The organism is Rhodococcus sp. ARP2 (genome assembly GCF_001029585.1).
In the GTDB taxonomy this organism is placed as follows: Bacteria; Actinomycetota; Actinomycetes; order Mycobacteriales; family Mycobacteriaceae; genus Rhodococcus_F; species Rhodococcus_F erythropolis.
Genome location: NZ_LEKE01000044.1, coordinates 100,017 through 125,329, shown reverse-complemented (window position 1 = coordinate 125,329; position 25,313 = coordinate 100,017). Strand labels below are relative to the sequence as shown.

Here is a 25,313-nt window from a genome sequence, read left to right as displayed (position 1 = left end):
GGGTGATCATCGCGACCCATAACGGCAAGTTCCATGCAGACGACGTCTTCGGCGTATCGCTGCTCAAGCAGCTGTACCCCGACGCCACCGTCGTTCGCAGCCGTGACGAGTCCGTCCTCGACAGTGCGGACATCGTGCTCGACGTCGGCGGTCGCTACAACCCGGCCGAGGGTCGCTTCGACCATCACCAGCGCGATGCCGGCGAGCGCAGCAACGGCATCCTGTACTCCGCTTTCGGTCTGCTCTGGCAGGAATACGGCCTGCAGTTCTGCGAAGGCGACGCCTCCGTTTTCCGCCGAATCGACAGTCGTCTGGTCGAGGGCATCGACGCCGTCGACAACGGCCAGGAGATCTACACCCTCAACGACTACGGCACCAAGCCTTTTGATCTGTCGTCGGTGCTGGACCTGTTCAATCCGATCTCGTCCACCGACGAAGAGTTCGACACCCAGTTCGAGCTGGCCGTGGTTCTCGCAACGCAGGTCTTGATTCGCCTGCGCGCCAAGTACGCCGGCGACGCTGCGGCCGAGCGCGAGTTCACCGAGACCTACGAGAAAGCAACGGATCCGCGCTTCGTCGTGTTGGAACGCTTCGTTCCCCACGGCCGCGCCGCGTCGGCCCAGCCGGAGCTCCTGTTCACCATCTTCCCGAACACCAACGGCGGCTGGTCGATTCAGACGGTCAAGCCTGCTGACTCCAAGTTCGGTTCACGAAAGCTGTTGCCGGAGCCGTGGCGCGGCCTGAACGGCTCGGACCTTGCCGCCGAGACGGGCGTCGACAGTTCGGTCTTCTGCCACAAGGCGGGGTTCATCGCGGCTGCGCAGACCCGTGACGGCGCCCTCCAGTTGCTCGAACTGGCACTGGCCGAGTAGTTCTCAGCTCACAGCCCAGTTCACATTCCCAGGGCGGTCTTCACTGTCGGCCAGGAATCGTGAAGCGCGTCTTGCCAGTACGGCCATGAATGGGTGCCGACGTTTCGATACGCGAACACTGCGGGAATCGACAACTCCCCCAACCTCGCCTCGAACAGTTGCGTGCACGTGTTTGCCAGTGCCTCGAGCGGTCCGCCTTCGATGGCCGTCTGCAGGCCGCCCGGGGTGAAGATGTTGTCGTATTCTCCGGGTGCGCCCGTGCCCGAGGAAACGTAGATCGTCTTTCCTCGCAGCGTTTCAGCATTGGTGGACGGGTCGTGCTTTTGCCAGTCGGGGTCCGACGCCGGGCCCCACATGTTGGTGGCGTCGCCTGCCTTACTGGCCACGGTGAGCCGCACGGAATCCTGCGAAGACGACTCGGAGTTGTCGAGACAGCCACTGTACGAGGCTAATCCGGTGTAGAGCTTCGGGTGATGTGTGATGAGGTTGGCCGCGCCGAGCGCACCCATGGACACGCCACCGACCACATTCGTCCCATTTCCGGAGAACACAGAATCGATCAACGTCGGAAGCTCTTCAGCGAGAAACGATTCCCACTTGTTCACACCGAGGTTCGGATCGTCGTTCTTCCAATTGGTGTAGAAACTGCCGGTACCACCAACGGGGAGAACGACGTTGACGTTCTTGTCGGCGAAAAACGCTTCGATGTCGGTCTTCTGGGTCCAGGTGCTTTCGGAGTATCCGGATTCCGAACCGGCACTGACGCCGTCGAGTAGGTAGAAGGACGGGCGCGAACCGGCACTCGACGCTGGATGCAGAACCTGCACTTGCACCTCGCGCCGCATAGCCGGCGAATCGACGAACACGGCGCTACGAGTGGGCGACAATTGCTCGATGCGATTGATGTGAGCCCCGGTCTGACCTGTCAGATCTCCTGGTGGATTTTCGGGCGCCGGTTCGGCATACGCCACTCCGCCCACAACAAGCGCGAGCACGACCAACACAATCCCGACAAACCCAAATCTCCGCATCCGTCAAGCGCCCCCTGAGCATCGCACGACTATCGCTAACCCTCGATTGGACAGGACAAACGTCCCGAGGTCAACCCACTGGTTGGGATTTATTACTCGCGGGTATCCGATGGAGTTGGACAGTTTTCCACCGATGCACACACAGGTGTGGATAACTTCATTCACATCCACTTCCCAGTTGTGCATAACCTGTGGACTAAAGAATGAATTACACCGAAGTCATTCCTTCTACCTGCATCTTTTCGTTTCCCCACAGTGTGCATAACTTTGACGAACATGCCGGGCACGACAGCGGTTTCCGGGCGTGTCCATGCAGTTCACTCCACCGCGCCACTCTTTGTTCACAGGGACGACACCACCGACCGAGAACGCTCCCCACCCCGGCTTCATACTTGGTGCATGCTGACCGCTCTCCTCGCCGCCACAGCTGTGCTCGCCCTACTGACCCTGGTCCCGGGGCCCGACATGGCCGTCGTGACACAGGCTGCTCTCGGCGCCGGCAGATCCGCCGGATTCCGGGTAGCGGCCGGCATCGTCTCGGGCCTTCTGGTGTGGGGCCTGCTGACCGTCCTCGGACTGTCGGCGATCCTGGCCGCGTCGGCGGAGGCGTACACCGTCGTCAAGCTCGCCGGTGCTGCATATCTGATCTATCTCGGTGTGCGAACACTGTGGGAGAGCCGGACGTCGCGGATGCAACACAATGCCGACGCTCCACGGTCGCAGAAGGCCGGAACGTGGAAGACGGGCTTCACCACCAACCTGCTCAACCCCAAGATCGCCGTCTTCTACACCGGACTGCTGCCGCAGCTGGTTCCGGCCGGGTGGCCGACGGGACCATCGCTTGCGCTGCTGGTGCTCATCCACGCAGCGATCACCATCGTGTGGCTCAGTGGCTACGTGGTCCTTCTCTCGCGAGCGCGTAGCACCTTCGAGAAGCCCCGAGTGCGACAGGCACTCGAGCGCATAACCGGAACAGTTCTTCTAGGATTCGGAGCGAAGATCGCGCTCGAAGCGCGCTGACACGGCAATCGGAAAAGAGTAGACAGTGGGCGCGTGGGGATCGGGACCGTTCGATAACGACGGTGCAGGGGATTTGATCGCGTCCATCGGACACGGTGACTTCACCTTCGAATCGGTGGAGTGGGCATTCGAGGACGACTACCTTGAGGTGGACGGCGGCCAAATCGCCGTCGCCTTGCTCGAATTGGTGTTGATCGTGCGCGCCCATCGCAAACGCGACCCCGCCGCCCAGGACCTCGATCTCGATTCCTTCACCTCGGCCCTGACCAGCGAACGGCTCACCTGGCTGATCGAGATGGTGGAGCGCACCATCTCCTCGACCGATTCGGAACTGTTCGAACTGTGGGACGAGCAGGGACCGGAAGAGCTTGCCTCGTGGCGCGTTCCCGTCGTGGACGGTCTCGAGGATCTGCGCGTTCTGTCGGTCTGATTCCGTCACCGCTCCATCACGTTTACTTATCGGGCCACAACGGTTCGGTCTTGGTCAGATGCCCTGGTAGGACCCTATGGTCGAACGGATCACCGAGTGAGAATTGTGGCTCGTCGACGACGGGAATCCACGCTCACCCCGGACCCAGGAGCAGACCATCATGGCGACATTCGTTCCGGCTGCGCGCGTCGACAGAATCAGGGAGTCGCCGAGTGTGGCTGCCGCACAACGAGTGCGTGCGCTGAAGGCGCAGGGGCGCGAAATACTCGACCTGACTGTCGGTGAGCCTGATTTCGACACCCCGGACAACATCAAGTCGGCGGCGATCACGGCGATCAACACCGGTCAAACCAAGTACACCGCAGTCAACGGCATTCCCGCACTGCGCGATGCGATCACAGCGCGCGCGGCTTCGCGAACCGGAATCCAGTACGCGGACAACCAGATCACCGTCGGCGGCGGCGCGAAGCAGGTCATCTTCCTTGCTCTGATGGCGACAGTCGAAGCCGGTGTCGAGGTCATCGTTCCCGCTCCCTACTGGGTGTCCTACCCGGATATGGTTCTCGCTCACGACGGAACTCCGGTGATCGTCCAGTGCAAGGAGTCCGACAACTTCCTCCTGACCGCCGAAGCGCTCGCCGCGACGATCACCCCGAATACCAAGTGGGTCATTCTCAATGCCCCGGGCAACCCCACCGGATCGGTGTACACCCGCGAGCAGTTGCAGGCCATCGCCGAGGTGATCGAGGCCAATCCTCACGTAAATGTGTTGGTCGACGAGATCTACGACGAGATCAACTTCGGCGACGCCCCGATCGAGAGTCTGCTGCAGGTCGCCCCACACCTTCGTGATCAGGTACTGGTCACGAACGGAGTTTCCAAGTCTCATGCCATGACCGGGTGGCGACTCGGATACGGGCTCGGAAATTCCGGATTGATCGGCGCCATCAATAAACTGCAGGGCCAAAGTTCTTCCTGCCCGTCCTCGATCAGCCAGGCCGCAGCAGTAGAAGCCCTCACCGGCGACCAGAGTTTCCTCACCGAATCCGTACGGAGTTACCGACTTCGACGCGATCTGTCGGCTCGCCTCCTCGGCGCCGTCCCCGGGCTCGAACCCATCGTGCCGCAGGGTGCGTTCTACCTGTTCGTCAACTGCGCCGGCTTGATCGGCAAGCAGACACCGGTCGGCACCGTGATCGAGTCCGACCAGGATCTGGTCCTCTATCTCCTCGACGAGGCGTCAGTTGCCACTATTCAGGGTTCGGCCTACGGCGCTTCGCCCTACTTCCGCATCTCCTTCGCCACATCCGAGGCGATCCTCGAAAAAGCCGCGGCACAGATCGCCGCCGCAGTCGAACGCCTTTCCTGATCTTTTATACCTTCTGGAGTACAAGATGATTCACGTCAAGACCAAGATCGACCGCGCGGACAAGGACCTGATTGCCGAACTGGGAACATTCTCCGCAGCCACGATTCACGAGGCACAGGGACGTAAGGGCTCGCTGCATCCGGCGATCAAGCCGATCGACCGCGACATGAAGTTCTGCGGCTCCGCTTTCACAGTCAAGTGCCATCCCCGCGACAACCTCATGCTGCAGGTTGCGATCAGCTACGCACAGCCGGGTGACGTCCTGATCGTCTCTTCAGGTGATCAAGCCGCCGGCCAGTTCGGCGATGTTCTGGCCAATGCCTGTGTCGCGCGCGGCATTGCGGCACTGGTCACCGACGGCGGAGTGCGAGATACCCGGGAGATCCGCGAACTCGGATTCCCCGTCTTCTCCAAGCACGTGTACATCGAGGGAACCGTCAAAGAATCTCTCGGCCCGATCAACCATCCCCTGGTCTTCGGAGAACAGGTCATTTATCCCGGTGACGTCGTCAAGGGTGACTGCGATGGCGTCGTCGTTATCCGACGCGAGGAGGTTGCCGAGGCAATCGAACTCTCGCGTGCCCGTGACGAAGCCGAAGCCGGGTACATCGAGCGTTACAAGCGAGGCGAGACCCCACTCGAGGTGAGCAATCTGACTGCCCTGCTGGAAGCCAAGGGCCTGGTGGTCGAATAACCTGCTGTGCGCCTTTATTAACCACCCGCGGTTAATAAAGGCGCACAGGGTCGAAGGCCTCAGAACCGCAACAGCACCTTCCCCGACACCGAAGCATCCTTGGCCACTGCGAAGGCTTCCAAAGCTTCCTCGACTGGATATTCGTGTGTGAGAACAGCATCGACAGCAAGCGAACCGTCGGCGAGGGCGAGAAGCACCTCGTCGATTTCGTCGTTGAAGCGGAATGAGCCCACCAACTCCAACTCTCGCGTGATCGCCAGCGAGATGTGTACCGGTTGAGGGCCGGACGGAAGAAGCCCGAGCATGACCACCCGTCCACCGCGCGTCGCCCCGCGGATAGCGGATTCGAGCCCGCGATGATTGCCCGTGCACTCGATGACCACGTCGGCATCGGATGCGGCGACGGCCTCGGCGTCGGTGGCCTTCAGAACCCGATCCGCACCGAGCGTCGACGCGATCTGCAGCGGAACATCGTGCATGTCGACCGCAGTGATCGACTGCGCGCCTGCTCGTTTGAGCACGGCCACGACCAGTGCGCCGATGGGTCCGCAGCCGACGACCAGCGCTTTCTTTCCGCGCACGTCTCCTGCTCGCGAAACAGCGTGCCAGGCAACGCTTGCCGGTTCGGCTACCGACGCGGTCCGCAGGTCCAACCCCTCGGGCAGTTCCCGGAGCATGCGCGTCGGGAGCACTGCGTATTTCACGAAGGCGCCCTCGGTGTGCGGGTACTGCGCTGCACTTCCCAGGTATGTGCAGCAGGGTGAGAGGTTGGGCCGATCGCTCGGGAACCGAGGAGCGGTCCCACCGGGCGTTGCGGGGTGTACGGCCACGGAAGTTCCGACTGCCGGCCCAGTTCCGTCGGCCGCGGCCGTCACGACCGTGCCGACCACCTCGTGACCGAGCAGCATCGGCGCCTTCAGAATCGACTCCCCCGCCGCGCCGTGCGTCCAGTAGTGCAGATCTGATCCACACACACCGCCGTAGGCGATCTCGATCACTGCCTGCTCGGCGGTCGGCGCAGTCAACGCAACATGCTCGACCCGCAGGTCACCTGCCGCATGGGCCATCACTCCGAGCGTCGTTTCCGGAAGTACAAAACTCATGATGCGCTCTCTCAGTCGTTGCGACGGATGAAGTCGAGGCCACCGGGCACCTGGAAGGTGGGGAGCACCTCGATGAGACCCAGATTGACGTGACCAGGGGCGTCGATCGCGAACTCGATGGTATCCGCGATGTCCTTGGTGGTAATGGATTCGTAGCCTTCGTAGAAGGTCTCCCACGCTTCCTTCATGGCTTCGGGCGTGCCGCCGAGGTTGCGACCGAAGATCTCGGTCTCGACCCGGCCGGGGCAGATCTCGGTCACTCGAATCCGCTTGCCGATGCAGTCGTTTCGCAGCTGGCGCGAAATCTGGTGCACCGCAGCCTTGGTCGCGTGGTAGGCAGTGTGGCCGTAGAAGTTGTACAGGCCGGCGATCGAGCTGATGTTGACGACGTGACCGAGATCGCGCTGCACCATTCCCGGCAACAGAATGCGACACAGGTGCAGCACCGCACGAAGATTCACGTCTACCATCGCGTCGACCGATGCTTCTTCGGCGTCGAGAATATTTCCGGTTGCGGACACCCCCGCGTTGTTGACGAGGATGTCGATCTCCAGTCCGCCGACAGCTTCTGCGAGCGCGGCGGTGTCGGTGATGTCCACGGGCAGAGGGATCATTCCGGTGCGATCGGCAACCTCACCGAGCTTGTCGGCATTGCGGGCGACGCCGTAGACCGTCAGTCCGCGCTTGGTGAACATCTCGGTGACGGCGGCACCCATTCCGGTGTTGGCGCCGGTGACGAGTGCTGTGCGGTAATCGGAGAAAGGCATTTGTGTGCTCCTACAGGAAGAAATTGGTATGACCCGGCGGCCGCCGCGGACTGCAGGCGACCACCGGGCCGGATCAGGAGTGACTCACGCGAGAAGTCACAGAGTGTCGCGAAGCGGGACGTGGGCGCGATCGGTGATGGTGCTGACCGCGATCAGCGTGCCGATTGCGGTGATGACCGCGTAGAAGGCCGGAACGTAGATACCGAATTCGGGAATCAACCAGGTCATCAACAACGGTGCGGTACCACCGAAGAGTGCGGACGAGATGTTGTAGCCCAAACCGTAGGCGGAGTAGCGAACCCGCGTGGGAAACAGTTCGACGATCAGGATGTGGATGACGGCTGTGTGCCCGGCGAAAATCACTGCCATGAGGCATGCACCGAGAACGGCGAGGCCGACGTTGCCGGTCACGATCATGGCGTAGCAGGGGATCGCTCCGATCGCCATTGCAGCAGCAGCACCGGCGATGACCTTCTTGCGACCGATCCGGTCGGAGAGAGCACCCATGAACGGAATCGCGAAGCAGATCGCGACCAGGCTGGAGGCAGTGACGAGAAGCGCCGTCCCGGTGGAGAATCCGATCTGATCGCCTTTGAGGAACGTGGGCATGTACGAGAACAGAACGTAGTAGCCGGAACCGTTCATCAGGGGGATGAACAGGGCGAGGATCATGGCGCGGCGGTGCTCGGGAGTGGAGAATGCTTCCTTGAGCGGATTGCGCGACAAACCGCCGGATTCCTTGAGCCGCTCGAAGTTCGGGGTATCGGAGATCGCGCGGCGGATATACCAGCCGATGATTCCCATCGGAATGGCCATGAGGAACGGGATGCGCCACGCCCACGATGCGAGTCCGCCGCCGTTGATCGCTTCGGCATTGAGCCACGGCGACATGGCAAACGCGATCATCGTTCCGGTCAGCAGGGCCAGGAACGACGCGATCTGCGCGTAGCTCGTGATCAAGCCGCGCTTGCCTTCCGGGGCGTGTTCGGCGAGGAACGTCATGGCGCCGGCCGCTTCACCACCGACGGAGAATCCCTGCACGATCCGCAGGAAGATCAGCAGTGCCGGTGCCGCGATACCGATGGCCGCGTAGGTGGGCAGCAAGCCGATACCGGCGGTCGCCACGCTGATCAGCATGATGACGAACACCAACATCTTCTGTCGACCGATCCGGTCGCCGAGGATGCCGCAGACCACCGCGCCGAGGGGCCGAACGAAGAACGAGACCGCGTAGCCGGCGAACACCAGCATCAGCGCGTCGCTCGACTTCGACACGTCGAAGAACACGATGGCCAGTGCCGTCGCCATGAACGCGAAGACACCGTTGTCGTAGAGCTCGACGAAGATGCCGACGCAGCCCGCTGCGACGACTTTCCGGACCTTGCGCGGGTCGGCTACCTGGCCGTCTACCGCTTCGATGGTGTTGGTCATGCTGTCTCCAAAATAGACGCGCGGCGCGGAGCGCTCGCGGGGCGTGTGGTGCCGACGTGGCTCGGTACTCGGGCTTCCGAGGTGTGAAGAGGTATTCGGAGGGTGGTGAATACGTTCTGCACACGCCGCCTCAGCAAGGCGATGCGGTGCTGCTGTTCGCGGTGCTCTGCAACCGCCGTTGCGACGCTGCAGTTCCGGAATCGGACGCGGTGCCCGGGTCGGGCCTGTCCCAGCTGTGAGAGCGAAACGGTGGTGATGACGGCCAGCACCGGATAGCCGGCGGTGACGCCTCTACCTCGATGCAGGACCAGAAGCTCGTTGCCTGCGGGCACTTCGACGGCGCCGATGGGGACGCCGCGAGAGAGGACCTCGCCGGTGCTGGTGCGCTGTGGGAGCGGCTGCTGATCGGTAGGTGCCAGCCGCAGCCCGATGTGATTACTCTGATCGCCCACGACGAATTCGGTGCCGAACAGCGCGGCTCCGCTCTCACCGAAGTCTTCGATGTCGGGGCCGTCGGTCACGTCGAGCGTCCACACGTTGCCGAAGGACGGTCGGTCGGGCAGCAACCGGAACAGCGGTAGCCGGAAGACCGGGTGGTCGATCGGCGGGCAGTCGGTGTCGACGACCAGCGTCTCCCCCGCGGTCAAGTGACGGCCGAATCCGAGGACCTGGTCGGGAGCGCAGCTGCCCAGGAGGTAGTCGGCCGCCAGCTCTCCGTGGACGGCGACGTAGACGCGCAATCCGTCGTGGATTCCCGTGACGGCAAGCCGCTGACCGGCTCGCCAGACGATCGGTTCCCACTGCGGTTGCCGATGTCCGTCCACGGTCACCGTTGCGGGTGCACCCGTGACGGCGATCAGCAGATCCGTGGACGCCGACGCTGAAAAGTCGAGGGCCGTCAGCTCCAGCAGCGGGGCCTCGCGCCTACTACCCACCAACGCGTTGGCGATCTCCGCGCTGATCTGGTCGGCTGCGCCGCCCGTCGCCTGACCGAATTGCGACGCCGATCCACGCCCCAAATCCTGGACGGAGCTGATTCCGGGAGTCTGGACGGTGACGGTCTCAGCCATGGGGATCACCCCCTACGGGCAGGAGCGAGCGACCGTCGAATTCATCCCATCGATCGGCGTCGATCGCACGGAAGACGAACAGATCGCCCGGGCGGTAGGCAGAAATCTGCTCCGACGCCGGATCGACCAAGATGAGCGGGGTCCGGCCGATCACTGCCCAACCACCGGGCGCAGGCCTGGCCGAAACGACTGCCTGACGTCCGGCCACCGCAACGGAACCGGCCGCGACGTGCGGTCGCGGGCTCGATCGACGCGGGATGGGAAGGCCGAACGCCGGGCCGTCGAGCATCGGGGCGCCGCCGGGTGAGCCGTAGCAACGCATGACCAACGGGGCTGCGGAGTGAAGGCGCACCACTTCGGCTTCGGTGACGCCGAGGAACCGCGCTGTCTCACCCAGGTCCGGGCCGTGTTCGCCCCCGTAGACGACGGGGATCTCGAACGTCCGAGGTTCACCTTCCAGCGGTCGGGGGATAGTCGTTGCTTCGCGAACCAGGCCGCGGACGGCGTCGTGGTCGGTGAGGAGGTTGTCGAACTCGACCAGAAGGGCGTCGTACGTCGGGATGACGCTGACGATGCCGTCGGCACCGAGATCGAATCGTGCGGCGATCGATCGGACAGTGTTCCAGTTCTGCTCGGCGGTCCCGCCGCTGACATTGACGCGAACGGCGGCGTCACCACAGTCGGCGACGTAGGTCTTCACGCGGAACACCCGACATCACGGGCCCGCCGTGACGCCACGACCTGGGCCAGCGGCGCAATGGTGACACCGGCGGCCTCGAGCGCGGCGCGAATCGCTTTCGCATTCGCGACGGCACCGGGGTTGTCACCGTGCACGAGGACCGTGTCGGCGACAACCGGGATCAACGTGCCGTCCACAGCTTCGACGACTTCCTCGACCACCATCCGAACGGTCCGTTCGACCAGAACGTCGACATCGTGAATCACTGCTCCCGGCTCGCTGCGGGCCACGAGAGTTCCGTCGGAGTTGTATGCGCGATCCGCGATTCCGACGATGCCGACGCACAATCCGCGGGCAGTCGCCTCGTCGGCCAACGCCCCGTCCTGGGCGAGCACGATCAACGACGGATCGAAGGCCGTGACCGCATCGACGACGGCGCGGGCGTAATCCTGGCGTACGGCAACAAGATTCCCGAGCTTGCCGTGGGGAGCGATGTGCGACAACGACGTTCCGTTCGCGACTGCAAAGGCATGAAGGGCGCCGAGTTGGAACAGCACGTCGGTTCGGACCTCGTTCTCGCTGAGATCCATCGCGCGACGGCCGAATCCGGCGAGGTCCGGAAAACTCGGATGCGCGCCGATTCCGATACCGCGGGATACGCACCCCCGAACGGTCGCGTCCATGGTTCGTGGATCGCCTGCATGGAATCCACAAGCGATGTTGGCCGAAGTCAGCGTGTCGAGCAGAGCATCGTCGGCGCCCATGGTCCACGTGCCGAATCCTTCGCCGAGATCGGCGACAAGATCGATGCTGGTTGCCATTTCGGTCCTTCCGGTTCGTTTACTTGTTCGTACGGGCGCCGTTGCCCGTGGTTGGTCCGACTGTCGAAGTTCTGTGTGTCGACTTCGGTGTTTCTGGGACGCTACTCAGGAACACCAAAGGGTTGTTAATACCGTTTCGCGTTGGGGTGATCGGAATTCGATATGTCCGTTGAGCTGGTAGTTTGCACAGCATGGACACGAGAAGGCTCTACTCGTTCGTACGAATTGTCGATGCCGGCAGCATCACCCGAGCCGCCGACATCCTGCACATCGCACAACCCGCCCTGAGCCAACAGATGACATCGCTGGAAACGCAGTTCGGTCAGCAACTCCTGATCCGCAGCAAACAGGGTGTCGAACCGACCGATGCGGGGCATGCACTCTATCGGCATGCTCAGGTGATTCTGCGTCAGGTGGAGAGTGCTCAGGCCGAGGTGTCCGTGGTCGGACGGGCGCTGGCGGGTGGCGTCTCCGTCGGCCTCGCCCCGTACAGCACCGCGACGGCAATTGCGTTGCCGCTCTTGGCCCGTGTGCGCGAGCAGCATCCGAATATCTTGTTGCACATCAACGAGAACTTCGGTGGTGTGCTCAGCGAAGCGATGATGACCGGTCGCATGGATCTGGCGTTGTTGTACGACGCCGGCCCGATCAAGGGTGTGACATTCGAGCGCTTGCTCACCGAGGAGTTGGTGGTGGTCGCGCCGTTCGGTACCGGACTGGCAGGCGAATCGGGATCCGACATCTCCCTGTCCGAGATCGCCGAACTGCCGCTATTGCTTCCGGGTCGGATGCACACCATCCGCAAGGTGGTGGAGCAGGCTTTCGACCGCGCAGAGCAGCAACCGAACGTCGTGGCCGAAGTGGAATCGGTGATGACTCTGTCCGAGGCCGTACGCACCGGATTGGGTGCGACGGTCCTGCCGTGGTCGGTGGCCCGCAGGGTCATGGACGTCGAAGCCCTCGAGCTACGACGCATCGAGCCGGGCATCGAAGTGCATGTCTCCCTTGGCACCCCGGCCAATCAGCCCCTCTCCAAACCGGCCGAGGCGGTGCGCGATGTTCTGCGCACCGTCGTGGCCGACTATGTGAAGGGAACCAACGCGAGCGGTCAGTAGCCCGCCGACGGATCGATCACAGCGGTGAGGTCGTCACCTGCGGCGAACCGGGCCACGTTGGTTGCAACGTGATCTGCCAGGACGCGGGTGAGCGTCGTAGCCGGGTTGGCGACGTGTGGAGTGATGATCGCGTTGGGCAGCTTCCACAACCGATGCCCGTCCGGCAACGGCTCGGGATCGGTGACGTCCAGTGCCGCCCCGCCGATCGAACCGGCTTCGAGGGCGTCGACCAATGCGTCCGTGTCGACGAGGGTGCCACGCGCGATGTTCACGATCCAGCTCGACTCCGACATCTGGTCCAGTTCGGCCTTGCCGACCAGATGCCGCGTCGCGGATGTCGACGGTGCTGCAATCACGAAGTGATCAGCCTTGGACCAGATTTCGCCGGTGCGATCGGCTGAGAGCGTTTCGGAAGCGCCTTCGACGGGGGTCCCGGAGCGGGTGATCGCGATGACCTTGACTTTGGACGCGGCGAGGTACGGGATCAACGCACGGCCGATTCCGCCGCAACCGATGATCGCCACTGTCGAGCCCTGCAAAGTGCCCACCCGCGGGTCGAACTCTTCCTTGCGCCACGACTGCGCTGCCAATTGTTCGGGGAGAGAGCGAACTCCGGCGAGGAGAAGCATCATCGTATGTTCGGCAACATTGCCCGCGTACGCTCCGGCAGCAGACGTCCAGACCCGCTTGTCGTCGATCACCCCGGCGTCGAACCAGGGCTCGATCCCGGCGAACGGCAACTGCACCCAGCGAACCGAATCGGGTAGCGCCGACGGGAACGTCTCCGGCCCCTGTACCCACACGACGCCCTCGGCTTCTGCCAGTGGAACGAGAACTCCACCGGCTCGGCGTATTCCGTCGGCGACGTGAGGATCCTCGACGGGACCGAGGTGGATGCGAGGGGCGCTGGCGTCTGTCATGTGGGTGCTTTCTGTTCGAGTAGCGGACGATCTAACAGCGGACAATCAGACGACGGCCGTCATTCCGCCGTCGACGTAGAGGATCTGACCGTTGACGAAATCCGAAGCCGGGGATGCCAAGAACAGTAGCGACCCGATCAGCTCCTCGGTACGGCCCCAGCGTCCGGCGGGTGTCCGCTTGGCGAGCCACGCGGTGAACTCCGGATCGTTGACCAGCGCAGAGGTCAGTTCGGTGTCGAAGTATCCCGGTGCGATCGCGTTGATCTGCAAACCGAAGGGTGCCCAGTCGGCGCACATTCCGCGAGTGAGCATTTTGAGCCCGCCCTTACTGGCCGCGTACGGTGCGATTCCCGCTCGGCCGAGCTCGCTCTGCACCGAGCAGATATTGACGATCTTCCCGTGTCCGCGCTCGACCATGGCTCGGGCGAATTCACGTCCGACGTAGAACGCACTGGTCAGGTTGGTGTCCATGACACGCCGGAAGTCGTCGTCGCCGAACTCGAGAAGCGGGGCACGGTGCTGCACGCCGGTGTTGTTGACAACGATCTCGACCGGGCCGACCTCCGCCTCGATGCGTGTCGCCGCATCCCGGACGGCAGCCGAATCGGTGACGTCGAAAGCGAATGCGTGCACCGTTGCACCGGTCGCGTCGGCGATGCGTCGACGCTCGGCTTCGAGCACGTCGACATTTCGGCTGTTGAGCACCACTACCGCACCCGCCTCGGCGAGACCAGTAGCGAGGGCCGAGCCGATGCCTCGGCTCGAACCCGTCACCAGCGCGACCTTCCCGGAAATGTCGAACGGGCCGGGGCTTGCGGTGCTACTCACGCTGTGACGCTCCTCTGAGATGTATGGATGTAGTCGACTGCCTCGCCCACCAGTGTGCTCGGTTTGGATACGACATTCAGCGTGATGCCGCGCTCGTCGTCCGTAAGCGGTTCGAGAGCCTCGAACTGGGAGATGAGCAGACTCTCCGGCATGAAGTGCCCGGCGCGGGAACGCATACGTGCGGAGATAGTCTCGAATTCACCGTCCAGGTGGACGAACTGCACGTCAAGACCGTCCGGGCGCAACCGGTCCCGATAGTCCTTCCGCAGAGCCGAACAGGCAACGACGCCTGTTCGTCCCGCATCGGCACGCCCGGACAACCAGGCCGCGATCGCGTCGAGCCACGGCACGCGATCTTCGTCGGTCAACGGTGTCCCCGAACGCATCTTGGCGACATTGGACTCGGGATGGAGATCGTCACCGTCGACGAAGTCTGCTCCGAGAGACGTGGCGAGACCTACTGCCACGGTGCTCTTTCCAGCACCGGCCACACCCATCACAACTACCTGCACGGTCATGCTTCGACCATGCCCGACTACCGGAGGCCAGACAATACTCGAGCGATACCGGTTCGCGAGGGTGCCATAGCGGAACGATCTATTGGTTAAGTTCTAAGTCGAATGGGACTGCCCGACGGTGTCGGTGGTAGACGGTAATTTCACGACGGCATGGCCAGATACGTGAACGAATCAAACCGGCGGGGGCAATCGAACAATGAACAGCAATCAGTTCTCTCTCCTACTGCTGACTACGGTGATCGGCGCCCTTGTGGGCGCATACAACATCCACGTCACGAAGCGAACAGAAACGCAGAAAGAAAATCTCGCGTGGGAGATCGCGATAAAGCAAGAAAAGAACGCCTCCAGAGATTTCCTGAAGTCCAAAAGACAAGAATCTTACGGGATCTACTGGGCGGCTCGATCGAATTGGATTGCAGCATATTCGGCTTACTCCTGGATCGGACAGGTGTGTCGTGCCAATCCCGCACCTCAAAATAGCCAGCTATTCTACGCCAACCAAGGTATCCTGAACGACGCTACAAACCAACTTCGAAGCTCCAGCCTTAAAGCCATGATCGTCGGATCAGGGGCCATCGCACGCTATCTCGAGAACGAACTCGACATAGTAAACGGAGTTGTCATTGCCCTTTCTTCGGCTGCCCAGCCAGGTAGCGATGTGACCGTGGTGGACGAGATGTACGGATCTAGCTTTTCCCGACTTGGCGAGATGACTCTTCACTCAGACGATTTCGTTACCTTAGCCAGACGCGACCTCGATGCGACTGAAGTCTGACCAAACCATGCTCAGCCGTTCGCCTTCGCGATCGAATCCTTGCCCTCGGCCGCTCCGCCCTCGATGGTGTCGTGCTGGATGGGAACGAATTTCTTCTTCGGCAGCAGGAACAGCCATGTAGCGAAGACGAACGGGCCCGTCCCGGCGGGCAGGCCAATCGGGGCGAAGGCCGATACCAGCGTGCCGTGGATGACAACAGTCACCAGCACGCCGAAGACGGTGTAGACGAACACACGCCACGACGGGTTGTAGAACACCGACCCCAGAGCGATTGCCGTCAGCACCGAACTGAGCCCGTAAAGACCGTTGCCGACGTCTACGGTGTTGGCACCCAGCGCCAGCACCGCACCCATCGCTATCGCGGAACCGATGAGCGCGAACAACGCCGCCCAGCGTGACGCGACCAGCAGCGCGATCACGAAGATGATGCCGGTGACGGTGTTGTTGATCAGAAAGATCTGGGAGACGTTGCGGAACAGCGTGTCCCACAGGAAGCTGAACGTGATGTCGGCATGAACCGACGCGTCCCCGATGTGTTGCGGAAACTGGCCCGCGCTGAGGTCCGACGTTTCGATCCGCAAGAACTGGAATGCCGCGAGGAGAAAGAACCAGTTGACGAGGTTGAACGGAAATGTCAGTGCCGGTACGCCCCACGTCTTGAAGACATTGGCAACCGCCAGGAACGCGATGGTCGACGCAGCAGCTCCCACCACGAGGTAGATCCACAGCATCACGCCACCGGCAAGGAATGTCGGAAAGGCAGCTCCCACAAGAATTCCGTTGTACCCGTACAGGCCGATACGCATCGAATCGTCGTCAGAATGCAGCATCATGCCGGTGACGGTGGATACCACCAGACCCACCACGGCACCGATCGCGACGGTGATCGTGTCCGCGGCTATCGCGCCCCAGAAGATGCCGACCAGAAACAGCAGCCCGGTCAGCGCATTGCCCTGAAACATCACTTGCCCGGAGCCTTTGAGATTCGTGTCGATGAATCTGAGCACGACGTTCTTGTCCGCGACGTCGTCCCACGGCTTGGTGATGGTGGTCATCGCACGTCCCTCGATCCTTCTCCGGCGATCCGCGTCATCCCCAGAGCGGGACGGGCGGAATGGTGGTGTCCAGAACTGCCTTTCGCACCAGAGCCCAGAAATCACGAACCTTTGCCTTGACGGGTTCGCTCTCCGGACCGAGGACTTTGAAGATGAGACCGGCGTCGTTCGGTAGCCGACTCGCTCCGGAAACGACCTTGCCGTCACGGCCCGGAACTACCTCTTCGAGAATCGCGTCGGCATGCTCTTTCGGTGTCAACAAGATGACATTGCCGAACACGTCGTGATCACCCATGATTCCGCCGTATCGCACGGGAAAACGTGCCGGTTCGATCACCAGCTTCTCGGTGAAGAGGTTCTCCCCGTCCGGACGCTCCGCCTTGATCATTGTGGAGTACAGGTCGTAGACGAACATCTCTCCGCCGTCGTGGTACTTACGACCTGGCATGACGATCTCCGAGAACAACAGCGTTGCAGTCGGATCCACCGTGATGTCGGTGCGCGCGTAGTACCTCGCGTTGCGGTGCGGAATCGTCACCCCCGGCATCAGTTCGAGATACGAATTCTCCGCGAGCACCACTTTCTGGAGTTGCGACGCGTGATTGGCATCCATCCGGTGGACCTTCGTGGCCGACTGAGTGGTCACGTGCGCGAGGGAACCCGGCTCCATCTCGATGGTGAGGAACAGTCGATCGCCTTGCAACACACTGCCGGACGTGGAAATCATGTAGACGCACGGCATGGTCGGCAACGCTTCGTCCCAGTACAGCGCCTGCTGAACCAGCAGCGGTGTCTTGCGGTACATGTCCCGCAGAATCGTCTTGTCGCCACGGTCGACAAATCGCATCTCGAGAACGCCGGTCTTCCCGACCTTGCCGGCCGGGGCCTGCTTCGGTTGGTCCTGGTACTGGTCGAGTTCCGGGATGGTCGGGATCGGCCCCGGGAGCGCTCGCGATGCTCCCGGGACGGGCGGTGCGCTCAAGGTGCGCTCGCTCCCACTTCCTCTTCGTCGAAGAGGACTCCGTGCACGATGAGGTCCACCACGTCCTTGATGCCTTCCCCTGTCATGCAATTGGTGAAGACGAACGGCTTGTCTCCCCGCATTCCCTTGGAGTCGCGATCCATGACTCCGAGATCTGCGTTGACGTACGGTGCGAGATCGGTCTTGTTGATGACCAGGATGTCGGACTGCGAGATTCCCGGACCGTTCTTGCGCGGAATCTTGTCGCCTGCGGCTACGTCGATGACGTAGATGAAGAAGTCGACCAAAGCAGGGCTGAACGTCAGTGTGAGGTTGTCGCCACCACTTTCGATGAAGACCACGTCGGTGTCCGGGAACGTCTTCTCCATGTCCTCGACGGCCGCGAGATTCATACTCGGGTCTTCGCGAACGGCGGTGTGTGGGCAGGCACCCGTCTCGACGCCGACAATGCGTTCCTCCACGAGAACACCTTTGAGAGCCTTACGCACGTGCTTGGCATCTTCGGTGGTGACCACGTCGTTGGTGATGATCAGAACGCTGGTGCCCCGCTTGATGAACTCCGGCGTGATCGCCTCGATGAGTGCGGTCTTACCCGAACCCACGGGTCCGCCGATTCCGATGCGCGTTGTCTTCTTCATCTTTCTCCTTCTAGTTCATGAACATTCGGACGTGCGCCTTGACGTGAACCGCAGCCAGAATGTCGATCATCGGGGCGAAATTGGACATGTCGTCGAGTCCGTAGTCACGCACTGCCGCGTACTCACGGCCGGCGCTCTGATTGACCTCGAACAGAATCTCCTGTGTCGCAAGGTGATCTACTCGGACGATGCGAAGGGCAGCGCCGAGCAACGTCATCGCGACACCGTACTGATTGACCGTGAAAGCGTCCTCCTCCGGAGAACCCATCTCCGCGAAAGCAATTCCGAGGCCGACGGGGTAGGTACCCGGCGTCTCCCCCGATGCGATCGCGGCCAACCACTTGTTGAACAGGGTCTCACCGGCCAAGCGCCCGCCGAGTTCGGCCAACTTCTTACCCATCCGGGTACTCATCGTGCGTGCTTCTTCGTTGAGCTTGCGTTCGATCACTGCATGATCGGCGGCGAGGATCGCCGAGAAGTCACCGGCTGTCGCGCCCCGGTGCGCTGCGAGTACGGCGATACCGTCGCACGTCGCCCCCTGATGCGCCGCCGAGAGTACGAACTCCCGCAGCGACGGACCGTCGGTGACAATTCCCTGCGCCACGGCCGATTCCAAACCGTTGGAGAACGAGAAGGAACCGACCGGGAACATGGAATCGGAAAACTGCATCATCCGCATCGCGCGGTTGATGCTGAGCCCGGATCCCTCAGACGAGAGGGTCATGGGTATGCCCCTCGCCCTCACGAGCGGCCGCACCGAACAAACGGCGTGCCTCGTGTGGAGCGATGTAGGGAATGACCTCGGCACCCGGGATGAAGGTGTACTCGATGCCCTCGAAAGCATGTGTCCGCATCACCGAGCCCATGACCGCCTTGTCGACCGTCAACGGAACGTAGACCTTCATTCCCTTCACCACGGCAGGCCAGTGCTGGTTGCCCACGGCATGTCCCAACTCCAGGCACGTCTGAATCATCTTCTCGGGCGTGACGTCGACCAGTGCGCTCAGGTCGATCTCCAACACGTCCTTGAGGTTGATCCTGGCCACGACGACGGTGTTCGCCGGCTCGTCCCACAGCAGAATGTCGCCGTCCTGCAACTGAATACCCCGATCGAGCGAGACGGCCAATTCACGGCCACCGATCGTGGTGCGTCGTAGCCGACTCTTCTGCGCTTCCCACTGATCGAGCGACAAGACGTCGACTACCGCATTGTCGAGTCGACCGACCCACTCCTCGTCGGTCTCCTTCCCGAGCAGCGCGTCGATTCGCGTCGGCTTTCCGCTCGGCGCGGTCATCTCGCCGTGCGTGTGTGGCGTCGCATCGGCGCCGTGCGTGTGTGTGATTGTTCCCGACACAGGAGACCCCTAACTGAAGAAGTAAAGTTGGTTCAAGCGAATGGATTCGGCAGGTTCGACGTATGCGTGGACGCCGTCCGCAGTCACCGCGAAGGTCTCCGGGTCCACCTTGATTTCCGGAGTGGCCGAGTTGCGAACCAGATCACGCTTGGTGACTGTTCTGGTTCCCTCGACAGCAACAACCTGACGTTCGAGTCCGAGTCGATCCTTGATGCCGTCGTCGAGCGCCGCTCGCGAGACGAACGAGACCGAACTCTGCGGCAACGCCTTGCCGAATCCACCGAACATCGGCCGGTAGATCACCGGTTGTGGTGTCGGGAGCGACGCATTCGGATCTCCCATGGCGTGCCAGCTGATCAGACCGTTCTTGATGATCGTCTTCGGCTTCGCACCGAAGAATGCGGGCTCCCAGAGAACAAGATCCGCCATCTTCCCGACACCGATCGACCCGACCACATGCGAAAGACCGAACGTCAACGCGGGATTGATCGTGACCTTCGCGACGTAACGCAACACGCGGAAGTTGTCGTGCGTCGGCGAATCCTCGGGCAGCTTCCCGCGGGACCGCTTCATGCAGTCCGCTGTTTGGATCGCGCGTAGCCAGTTTTCTCCGACGCGGCCCATCGCCTGTGAGTCACTCGAGAACATCGAGATGACGCCCATGTCCTGCAGTACGTTCTCGGCACCGATCGTCTCGGCGCGAACGCGGGACTCGGCAAAAGAAACATCCGAGGGCACTTTGGGATTGAGGTTGTGACAGACCATGATCATGTCGAAGAGTTCGGCCTGAGTGTTGATGCCGTACGGCAACGTCGGGTTGGTCGACGCCGGAAGTACGTTGTCCTCTCCCGTCACCCGCAGAATGTCGGGTGCGTGTCCGCCACCCGCGCCCTCGCTGTGATAGGTGTGAATCGTGCGTCCTTCGAAGGCCGCGATGGTGTCCTCGACGTAGCCGGCCTCGTTGAGCGTATCCGTGTGAATGGCGACCTGAACATCCATTTCGTCTGCCACCCGCAGAGACTCACGAATCGTGGCCGGGGTTGCGCCCCAGTCCTCGTGGACCTTCAGACCGGCCGCACCGGCCTTGATCTGTTCGACCAGGGACTGATGCCCGGACGAGTTGCCCTTGCCCAGCATGCAGACGTTGACCGGCAAACCCTCGTTGGCCTTGAGCATCATCTCCATGTTCCAGATGCCGGAAGTGATGGTGGTGCCGTTGGTTCCGTCGGTCGGGCCGATGCCGCCACCGATCAGCGTGGTCACTCCCCCACTGAGCGCGTGATACGCCTGCTGCGGTGACACGAGGTGCACGTGTGGATCGATGCCGGCAGCAGTGAGAATCATCTGCTCACCGGAGATCGCGTCGGTCGCCGGACCGGTCGTCAGCCCCGGAGTGACGCCTTCCATCGTGCTGGAGTTTCCCGCCTTGCCCCAGCCGACGATCTTCCCGTCCTTGATTCCCACGTCTGCCTTGACGACGCCGATGGTTGCATCGACGATGACCACGTTGGTGATCACGAGGTCGAGGGCACCGTCGATGCTGCACGACTCCGGATCCTGGCCCATGCCGTCGCGCAGCGTCTTGCCGCCGCCGTAGATCGACTCGTCTCCGATGGTTCGAAGATCTTCCTCGACCTCGATGTACAGGTCGGTATTGCCCAGTCTGATCTGGTCACCCGTGGTGACCCCGAACAGACCTGAATACTCTTGTCTCGAAATGCTTGTCATGGGTGTTGCTCTCCTTCGTCCGCCGTGAACGAGAATCAGTCGGTTTGAGGTTCGGACAGGAAGCCGAGTTCTTCGGCACGCTGGACGGCTCCGGGGAGCCTCGGCCGGTAGGCAGCGTGGGTCGGCGCCCAACCGTCGACAAGTCCGTTGAAGCCTTGAACCCGTTGCTTGCCGCCGAACGGCACCAACGTCACTTCCTTCTCGTCGCCCGGCTCGAATCTGACCGCAGTGCCCGCGGGAATATCGAGGCGCCAGCCGAAGGACTGTTCACGATCGAACGACAACGCGCGATTGACTTCCATGAAGTGATAGTGCGAACCCACCTGGATGGGACGGTCACCGGTATTTCGGACCCGCAGCTTCAAACGCGGACGACCCTCGTTCAGTTCGATCGGCTCGTCCCGCAACACATATCCGCCGACCGGCACTTTCTTCTCGCCGCCGGAATCCTTCTTCGTTGATTTGCTTGCCATCTTGGAGTGCTCCTGACATCTCGGTCGGGCTACTGGATCGGAGAGTGCACGGTGACGAGCCGGCTACCGTCGAGGAACACCGCCTCGACCTGCACACGCGGAATCATCTCCGCGACACCTTCCATCACGTCGTCGACCGTCAAGGCGTGCGATGCGTCGGCCATGACCTCCTCGAGTGTCTTGCCCTCCCGAGCTCCCTCCAGAGCGGCTGCAGTGATGACTGCGACGGACTCCGGATGATTGAGTTTGAGCCCCTTTGCCTTTCGCCTCAGTGCGACATCCGCCAACATGAGAATTGTCAGCTTGTCGAGTTCTCGCGGTGTCAGATGCATTCCGAACGCTCCTTGTCGATCATGCGGTAACTCCCTGTCGTCGAATACATGTCAGCTCCCCTGTTCCGTCGCTTCGGTGAGAGGTTCGGCCGCCTGCTGGACGAAACCGCTCCTCCTGCCGCCCGAGTACTCGTTGATCGCGTCCAGAACCGCCTGGGCATGTTCCGAGGCGACCAGCACCTCGACACGCAACCGCTCCGTGAACACGACGTCGTTGCGTTGCCCGCGAAACTTGAGAGAGGCCGAGTCGCTCGCGGAGACATGCGCTTCCGATACGACTATCGATTCCGCTCCGGCAGCCAGCAGCGCCTCCCGAAGCTTCTCGGACTCGATGGTCTGCAATACCGCCGTGATGAGTTCGTGCTTCGGGGCGCCGAGGTTCGGAACAAGTTTTGCCCCCTCGACCAGGACCCCCGAGTCGAACCCGCTGGTCTGCGGCGCACCACCGGCGTCGACGAATGCGGCGTTGTAGCGGTACGCGTCCATGCCTTGCTGACGACGGTCGATGTCCACCTGGTCTTTCGGAGCCAGCTTGAGACCGATGGTCTTCTCGATGCCCGTGGCGATCAGCCAGGTCACCACGAACGAGAAAGCGATGACGACGATCAACGCCAACGCCTGCTCGCCGAGTAGTCCTGCGCCGCCGCCGAAGAAGAGTCCGTCGCGGCCGATCGAATTGATCGCCTTTTCGCCGAACAAACCGAGAAGGAGTGAACCGAGGATGCCGCCGATGAAGTGGACCGCGATGACGTCGAGCGCGTCGTCGAACTTGAAGATCGACTTGAGCGCGAGCGCGAAGTGGCAGACCAGTCCGGCAAGCGCGCCGATCGCCAACGCGGAGAAGGTGCTGACGAAGCCGGCGCAGGGGGTGACGGTCGCGAGACCGGCTACCGCGCCGGTGATTCCACCGATCGCCGTGGCCTTGCCCTCGGTATACCTTTCGATGACGAGCCAGACGACCATGCCGCCCGCTGCGGCGATGTGAGTGTTCATCAAGGCTTGTGCCGCAACACCATCGGCGGCCAATCCGTCGCCTGCGTTGAATCCGAACCAGCCGAACCACAGGATGCCTGCGCCGATCAACGCCAGAGGCACCGAGTGCGGGACTGCCTCGGCGTTGGGCCATCCCGGACGTTTGCCGACCACCAGCAAGATTGCCAGGGCGGCGGCGCCGGCGGATGCGTGGACGACAATTCCGCCGGCCCAGTCCTGAGCTCCGCGGAGCGCCAACCAGCCTTCGGGATTGAAGAGCCAGTGCGCAATCGGGGGGTAGACGATGATCGACCACAGCACGAGCAGAACGGCCCAGCCCAAGGGCTTGAGCCGGTTTGCGGTCGCACCGGTGATCAGCGCGGGCGTGATGATCGCGAACATCATCTGATAGACCACGAACGCCAGAGTCGGTACCGCGACTGCACCTTCGATCAGGTGGAAGCCCGGGGCGGCGGCAGTGTGTATGTCCTGCAAGCCGAACAATTTGAGGTCACCGAGGAAGCCGGAACCCCAGTCTCCACTGAACGCGAAGCTGTATCCGAACACGACCCAGGTAATCGAGACGAGTCCGAGTGGGACGAGGTTCTGCTGCAACATGACGAGCGCACTGCTACCACGCACCAGACCGGCGTAGAAGAAGGCGAGTCCGGGAACCATGAAGAGAACCAGGCCAGCGGAGATCAGCACCCACGCCGTGTCCCCACTGTCTATCACTGCTTCGGCTAACACCATTTCCATCGACATCGACGACCTCCGAGCATTATTCGGACCTGAACAAAGTCATTGGTTAGAGCAGCAATTCGCGATGTTCCAATTCACTGCGACAGTTACGCTACGCCCCATAGTTGCACCTTCTCAGCAAAATCGGGGGAACATCCGGTTTTCACGTTTAGTAGAGCATTGTTCTGGGAAAAGATGGGACTTTGCCTAAACATTGCGGACGCTCCACAACCTACAATTGCGGGACCAATTCTCACCGAAAGTGGTTTAAGTCTTGCAAAATGGGGAACGTAGCCGCAGGTGAGCGACACTTTCGAAGCAGAAATGCCGTTTCCAGCTCGGGACTTAGCTCCCTAACCAAGACAGCCGCGAGCGCCCTGTTTGATTACCAACGTCGGTGACCCGCCTATCCAATCGGGTAGGTAATTTCACCGAACATCTTCTCACCTGTTCAGATGACTAACCTTCACTGCACTGAGGGCAATCCTGTCGTTAATATGTTCTTCATCCGTACTGGATATTTCGACCGGAAAGTCGAAGATCACCTTTCGATAACCTTTGAAGGTGAAAAAACTCTCGCTGTAACTCTTTTGTTATGCAGAACCTAGAAGGGAGGATTGATCCCACCAGGCGAGCACTCGGATGCCGGACACAGTCAGCCACTTCGACGGCTCTCCCGCCTTTGTGTCGACCTCGAACCACACCCGCCCCGGTTGGCGACCGGCCTGGAGCCACGTCCCATCCGAGGCTCGAGCGACCCGGATCATCTCGATCGCGTCCGCCATTCGCGGATCAGGCTCATTTCCATACGACAACGACGCTTCGCGGAAGTAGTCGGCTGCGTTGAGCACGTTGTAACGCCACCGGAACGGGTACGCAAACCGGCCGACCCAGGGCCCCACCGGTTCGCAGGTCGAGAGTCGCCGGAACAGACCGCGCTGCAACAAGTACTCCTCACCGGATCGCCGAGCCGCGCGCGTCTCATCCGTTCCCCCGGTCGCGATCTCGTACGCGAGAAGCCCTTTGAGTGAATTGAGCGTCGAATGAAACGACGATCGCGTCGAACCTTCGGTCCACTCGCAGTTCCACCCACCATCCGGAAGTTGATGCCGCACAAACCAATTAGCGAGTTCATCAACGCAAACATCGAGCCACACACCGTTTGCCACCGTCCAGGCGTTGATGCAGCAATCGACCTCACCGTCCCAGTACGGCCGGCCCTCGTACTCCCAGCGACAGTTTTCCGCGAGCAGTTCTGCGGTTCGACGCTCCCGCAGAACACCGGCGTCGAGGCCCCACTCACGCAAGGAGTTGAGCGTCCAGGTTGTTGCCGTCCAGGGTTGCGAACTTTGTTCTGCTGCTTCGGGTCCCGCGAAGTCGAATTCTGCCGGGAAGAACGCCCCACCCGCCCATTGGCCGTCTCGGTCCTGCAATGAAAGCAGGCGTGCACCAAATCCTTTGGTAGCGATCGACGCGCGCGTCGCCGCCCACACAGTGGGCGCTTCGTTCAACAGATCGCGCTCCACCTGCCACCGAATCGCTGGATCCGAGTCGAGGAGCCACGCGAGCAAGTCGGTTCGGGGTGCCATCTGGC

27 protein-coding genes are annotated in these 25,313 nt (G+C 61.8%); 7 read left to right on the top strand and 20 right to left on the bottom strand.

Features of this window, described 5'->3' with window-relative positions:
* Positions 1-2: 2 nt before the first annotated feature.
* Positions 3-872 carry an MYG1 family protein gene (locus tag ABX74_RS10245; protein WP_019746470.1) on the top strand — a complete coding sequence of 290 codons (870 nt, stop codon included), beginning with the start codon at positions 3-5 and terminating at the stop codon, positions 870-872.
* 20 nt (positions 873-892) lie between these two features.
* Here ABX74_RS10245 and ABX74_RS10240 read toward each other — a convergent pair whose 3' ends face one another.
* Entirely contained in the window at positions 893-1,903 is a 1,011-nt protein-coding gene (locus ABX74_RS10240) for an alpha/beta hydrolase (RefSeq protein ID WP_047888774.1), read from the bottom strand.
* A 399-nt stretch (positions 1,904-2,302) separates the two neighbouring features.
* On the opposite strand from ABX74_RS10240, the gene ABX74_RS10235 reads away from it, so the two are divergent.
* The 4 genes from ABX74_RS10235 to ABX74_RS10220 all read left to right on the top strand — a co-directional run bounded on the left by ABX74_RS10235 (position 2,303) and on the right by ABX74_RS10220 (position 5,416).
* Entirely contained in the window at positions 2,303-2,923 is a 621-nt protein-coding gene (locus tag ABX74_RS10235; RefSeq protein ID WP_046377763.1) for a LysE family translocator, read from the top strand.
* Between the two features lie 25 nt (positions 2,924-2,948).
* Positions 2,949-3,353, top strand: a complete 405-nt coding sequence (locus tag ABX74_RS10230) for a DUF4259 domain-containing protein (protein WP_047888773.1) — start codon at positions 2,949-2,951, stop codon at positions 3,351-3,353.
* Positions 3,354-3,513: 160 nt separating this feature from the next.
* Entirely contained in the window at positions 3,514-4,722 is a 1,209-nt protein-coding gene (locus ABX74_RS10225; RefSeq protein ID WP_042950382.1) for an aspartate transaminase, read from the top strand.
* A 25-nt stretch (positions 4,723-4,747) separates the two neighbouring features.
* A complete protein-coding gene (locus ABX74_RS10220) occupies positions 4,748-5,416 on the top strand; it encodes a 4-carboxy-4-hydroxy-2-oxoadipate aldolase/oxaloacetate decarboxylase (protein WP_020905845.1) in 669 nt (222 codons plus the stop codon).
* A gap of 59 nt (positions 5,417-5,475) precedes the next feature.
* Here ABX74_RS10220 and ABX74_RS10215 read toward each other — a convergent pair whose 3' ends face one another.
* The 6 genes from ABX74_RS10215 to ABX74_RS10190 form a co-directional block, all read right to left on the bottom strand.
* Positions 5,476-6,519, bottom strand: a complete 1,044-nt coding sequence (locus ABX74_RS10215; RefSeq protein ID WP_047888772.1) for an L-idonate 5-dehydrogenase — start codon at positions 6,517-6,519, stop codon at positions 5,476-5,478.
* Positions 6,520-6,530: 11 nt separating this feature from the next.
* Positions 6,531-7,286 carry an SDR family oxidoreductase gene (locus tag ABX74_RS10210; protein ID WP_042950374.1) on the bottom strand — a complete coding sequence of 252 codons (756 nt, stop codon included), beginning with the start codon at positions 7,284-7,286 and terminating at the stop codon, positions 6,531-6,533.
* Between the two features lie 96 nt (positions 7,287-7,382).
* Positions 7,383-8,717 (bottom strand): MFS transporter, encoded by a 1,335-nt coding sequence (locus tag ABX74_RS10205; protein ID WP_020905842.1) that lies wholly within the window; start codon positions 8,715-8,717, stop codon positions 7,383-7,385.
* A complete protein-coding gene (locus ABX74_RS10200) occupies positions 8,714-9,787 on the bottom strand; it encodes a biotin-dependent carboxyltransferase family protein (protein ID WP_047888771.1) in 1,074 nt (357 codons plus the stop codon). The genes ABX74_RS10205 and ABX74_RS10200 overlap by 4 nt, the downstream gene beginning before the upstream one ends.
* A complete protein-coding gene (locus ABX74_RS10195; protein WP_223257878.1) occupies positions 9,780-10,487 on the bottom strand; it encodes a 5-oxoprolinase subunit B family protein in 708 nt (235 codons plus the stop codon). The genes ABX74_RS10200 and ABX74_RS10195 overlap by 8 nt, the downstream gene beginning before the upstream one ends.
* A complete protein-coding gene (locus ABX74_RS10190) occupies positions 10,484-11,287 on the bottom strand; it encodes a LamB/YcsF family protein (protein ID WP_020905839.1) in 804 nt (267 codons plus the stop codon). The genes ABX74_RS10195 and ABX74_RS10190 overlap by 4 nt, the downstream gene beginning before the upstream one ends.
* Positions 11,288-11,478: 191 nt before the next feature.
* Between ABX74_RS10190 and nac the strand changes: the two genes are divergently transcribed.
* Positions 11,479-12,402 (top strand): nitrogen assimilation transcriptional regulator NAC, encoded by a 924-nt coding sequence (nac, locus tag ABX74_RS10185; RefSeq protein ID WP_047888770.1) that lies wholly within the window; start codon positions 11,479-11,481, stop codon positions 12,400-12,402.
* Here nac and ABX74_RS10180 read toward each other — a convergent pair.
* From ABX74_RS10180 to ABX74_RS10170, 3 genes are read right to left on the bottom strand one after another with little or no spacing between them, the layout of a single operon-like run.
* Complete coding sequence (locus tag ABX74_RS10180; protein WP_042950370.1) at positions 12,396-13,322, bottom strand: D-isomer specific 2-hydroxyacid dehydrogenase family protein; 927 nt, start codon at positions 13,320-13,322, stop codon at positions 12,396-12,398. The genes nac and ABX74_RS10180 overlap by 7 nt on opposite strands.
* 45 nt (positions 13,323-13,367) lie before the next feature.
* On the bottom strand, positions 13,368-14,150 hold the full coding sequence (locus ABX74_RS10175; protein ID WP_020905836.1) for an SDR family oxidoreductase: 783 nt from the start codon (positions 14,148-14,150) through the stop codon (positions 13,368-13,370).
* Entirely contained in the window at positions 14,147-14,668 is a 522-nt protein-coding gene (locus tag ABX74_RS10170; RefSeq protein ID WP_020905835.1) for a gluconokinase, read from the bottom strand. Before ABX74_RS10170 ends, ABX74_RS10175 begins: the two co-directional genes overlap by 4 nt.
* Positions 14,669-14,864: 196 nt before the next feature.
* On the opposite strand from ABX74_RS10170, the gene ABX74_RS10165 reads away from it, so the two are divergent.
* Positions 14,865-15,443, top strand: coding sequence for a hypothetical protein (locus ABX74_RS10165; RefSeq protein WP_024488167.1), 579 nt, complete (start codon positions 14,865-14,867; stop codon positions 15,441-15,443).
* Between the two features lie 11 nt (positions 15,444-15,454).
* Here ABX74_RS10165 and yut read toward each other — a convergent pair whose 3' ends face one another.
* From yut to ABX74_RS10115, 10 genes are all read right to left on the bottom strand, one after another.
* The gene (gene yut, locus ABX74_RS10160) at positions 15,455-16,498 is read right to left on the bottom strand and encodes an urea transporter (RefSeq protein WP_019746465.1); all 1,044 of its coding nucleotides are present in this window, start codon (positions 16,496-16,498) and stop codon (positions 15,455-15,457) included.
* Positions 16,499-16,532: 34 nt separating this feature from the next.
* Positions 16,533-17,480 carry an urease accessory protein UreD gene (locus ABX74_RS10155; protein ID WP_047888769.1) on the bottom strand — a complete coding sequence of 316 codons (948 nt, stop codon included), beginning with the start codon at positions 17,478-17,480 and terminating at the stop codon, positions 16,533-16,535.
* Positions 17,477-18,118: an urease accessory protein UreG gene (gene ureG, locus ABX74_RS10150; RefSeq protein ID WP_019746463.1), complete on the bottom strand. Its 642-nt coding sequence runs from the start codon at positions 18,116-18,118 to the stop codon at positions 17,477-17,479. The genes ABX74_RS10155 and ureG overlap by 4 nt, the downstream gene beginning before the upstream one ends.
* A 10-nt stretch (positions 18,119-18,128) precedes the next feature.
* Positions 18,129-18,842, bottom strand: coding sequence for an urease accessory protein UreF (locus tag ABX74_RS10145; protein ID WP_019746462.1), 714 nt, complete (start codon positions 18,840-18,842; stop codon positions 18,129-18,131).
* Positions 18,826-19,473, bottom strand: coding sequence for an urease accessory protein UreE (gene ureE / locus ABX74_RS10140; protein WP_019746461.1), 648 nt, complete (start codon positions 19,471-19,473; stop codon positions 18,826-18,828). Before ureE ends, ABX74_RS10145 begins: the two co-directional genes overlap by 17 nt.
* A 9-nt stretch (positions 19,474-19,482) precedes the next feature.
* Positions 19,483-21,201, bottom strand: a complete 1,719-nt coding sequence (locus ABX74_RS10135) for an urease subunit alpha (protein ID WP_003943847.1) — start codon at positions 21,199-21,201, stop codon at positions 19,483-19,485.
* A gap of 35 nt (positions 21,202-21,236) precedes the next feature.
* Positions 21,237-21,674, bottom strand: coding sequence for an urease subunit beta (locus ABX74_RS10130; RefSeq protein WP_003943812.1), 438 nt, complete (start codon positions 21,672-21,674; stop codon positions 21,237-21,239).
* 29 nt (positions 21,675-21,703) lie between these two features.
* On the bottom strand, positions 21,704-22,006 hold the full coding sequence (locus tag ABX74_RS10125; RefSeq protein ID WP_003943837.1) for an urease subunit gamma: 303 nt from the start codon (positions 22,004-22,006) through the stop codon (positions 21,704-21,706).
* Between the two features lie 51 nt (positions 22,007-22,057).
* Positions 22,058-23,743: an ammonium transporter gene (gene amt / locus ABX74_RS10120; protein ID WP_007731720.1), complete on the bottom strand. Its 1,686-nt coding sequence runs from the start codon at positions 23,741-23,743 to the stop codon at positions 22,058-22,060.
* A gap of 569 nt (positions 23,744-24,312) precedes the next feature.
* Positions 24,313-25,308: a squalene cyclase gene (locus ABX74_RS10115; RefSeq protein ID WP_047888768.1), complete on the bottom strand. Its 996-nt coding sequence runs from the start codon at positions 25,306-25,308 to the stop codon at positions 24,313-24,315.
* Positions 25,309-25,313 lie beyond the last annotated feature (5 nt).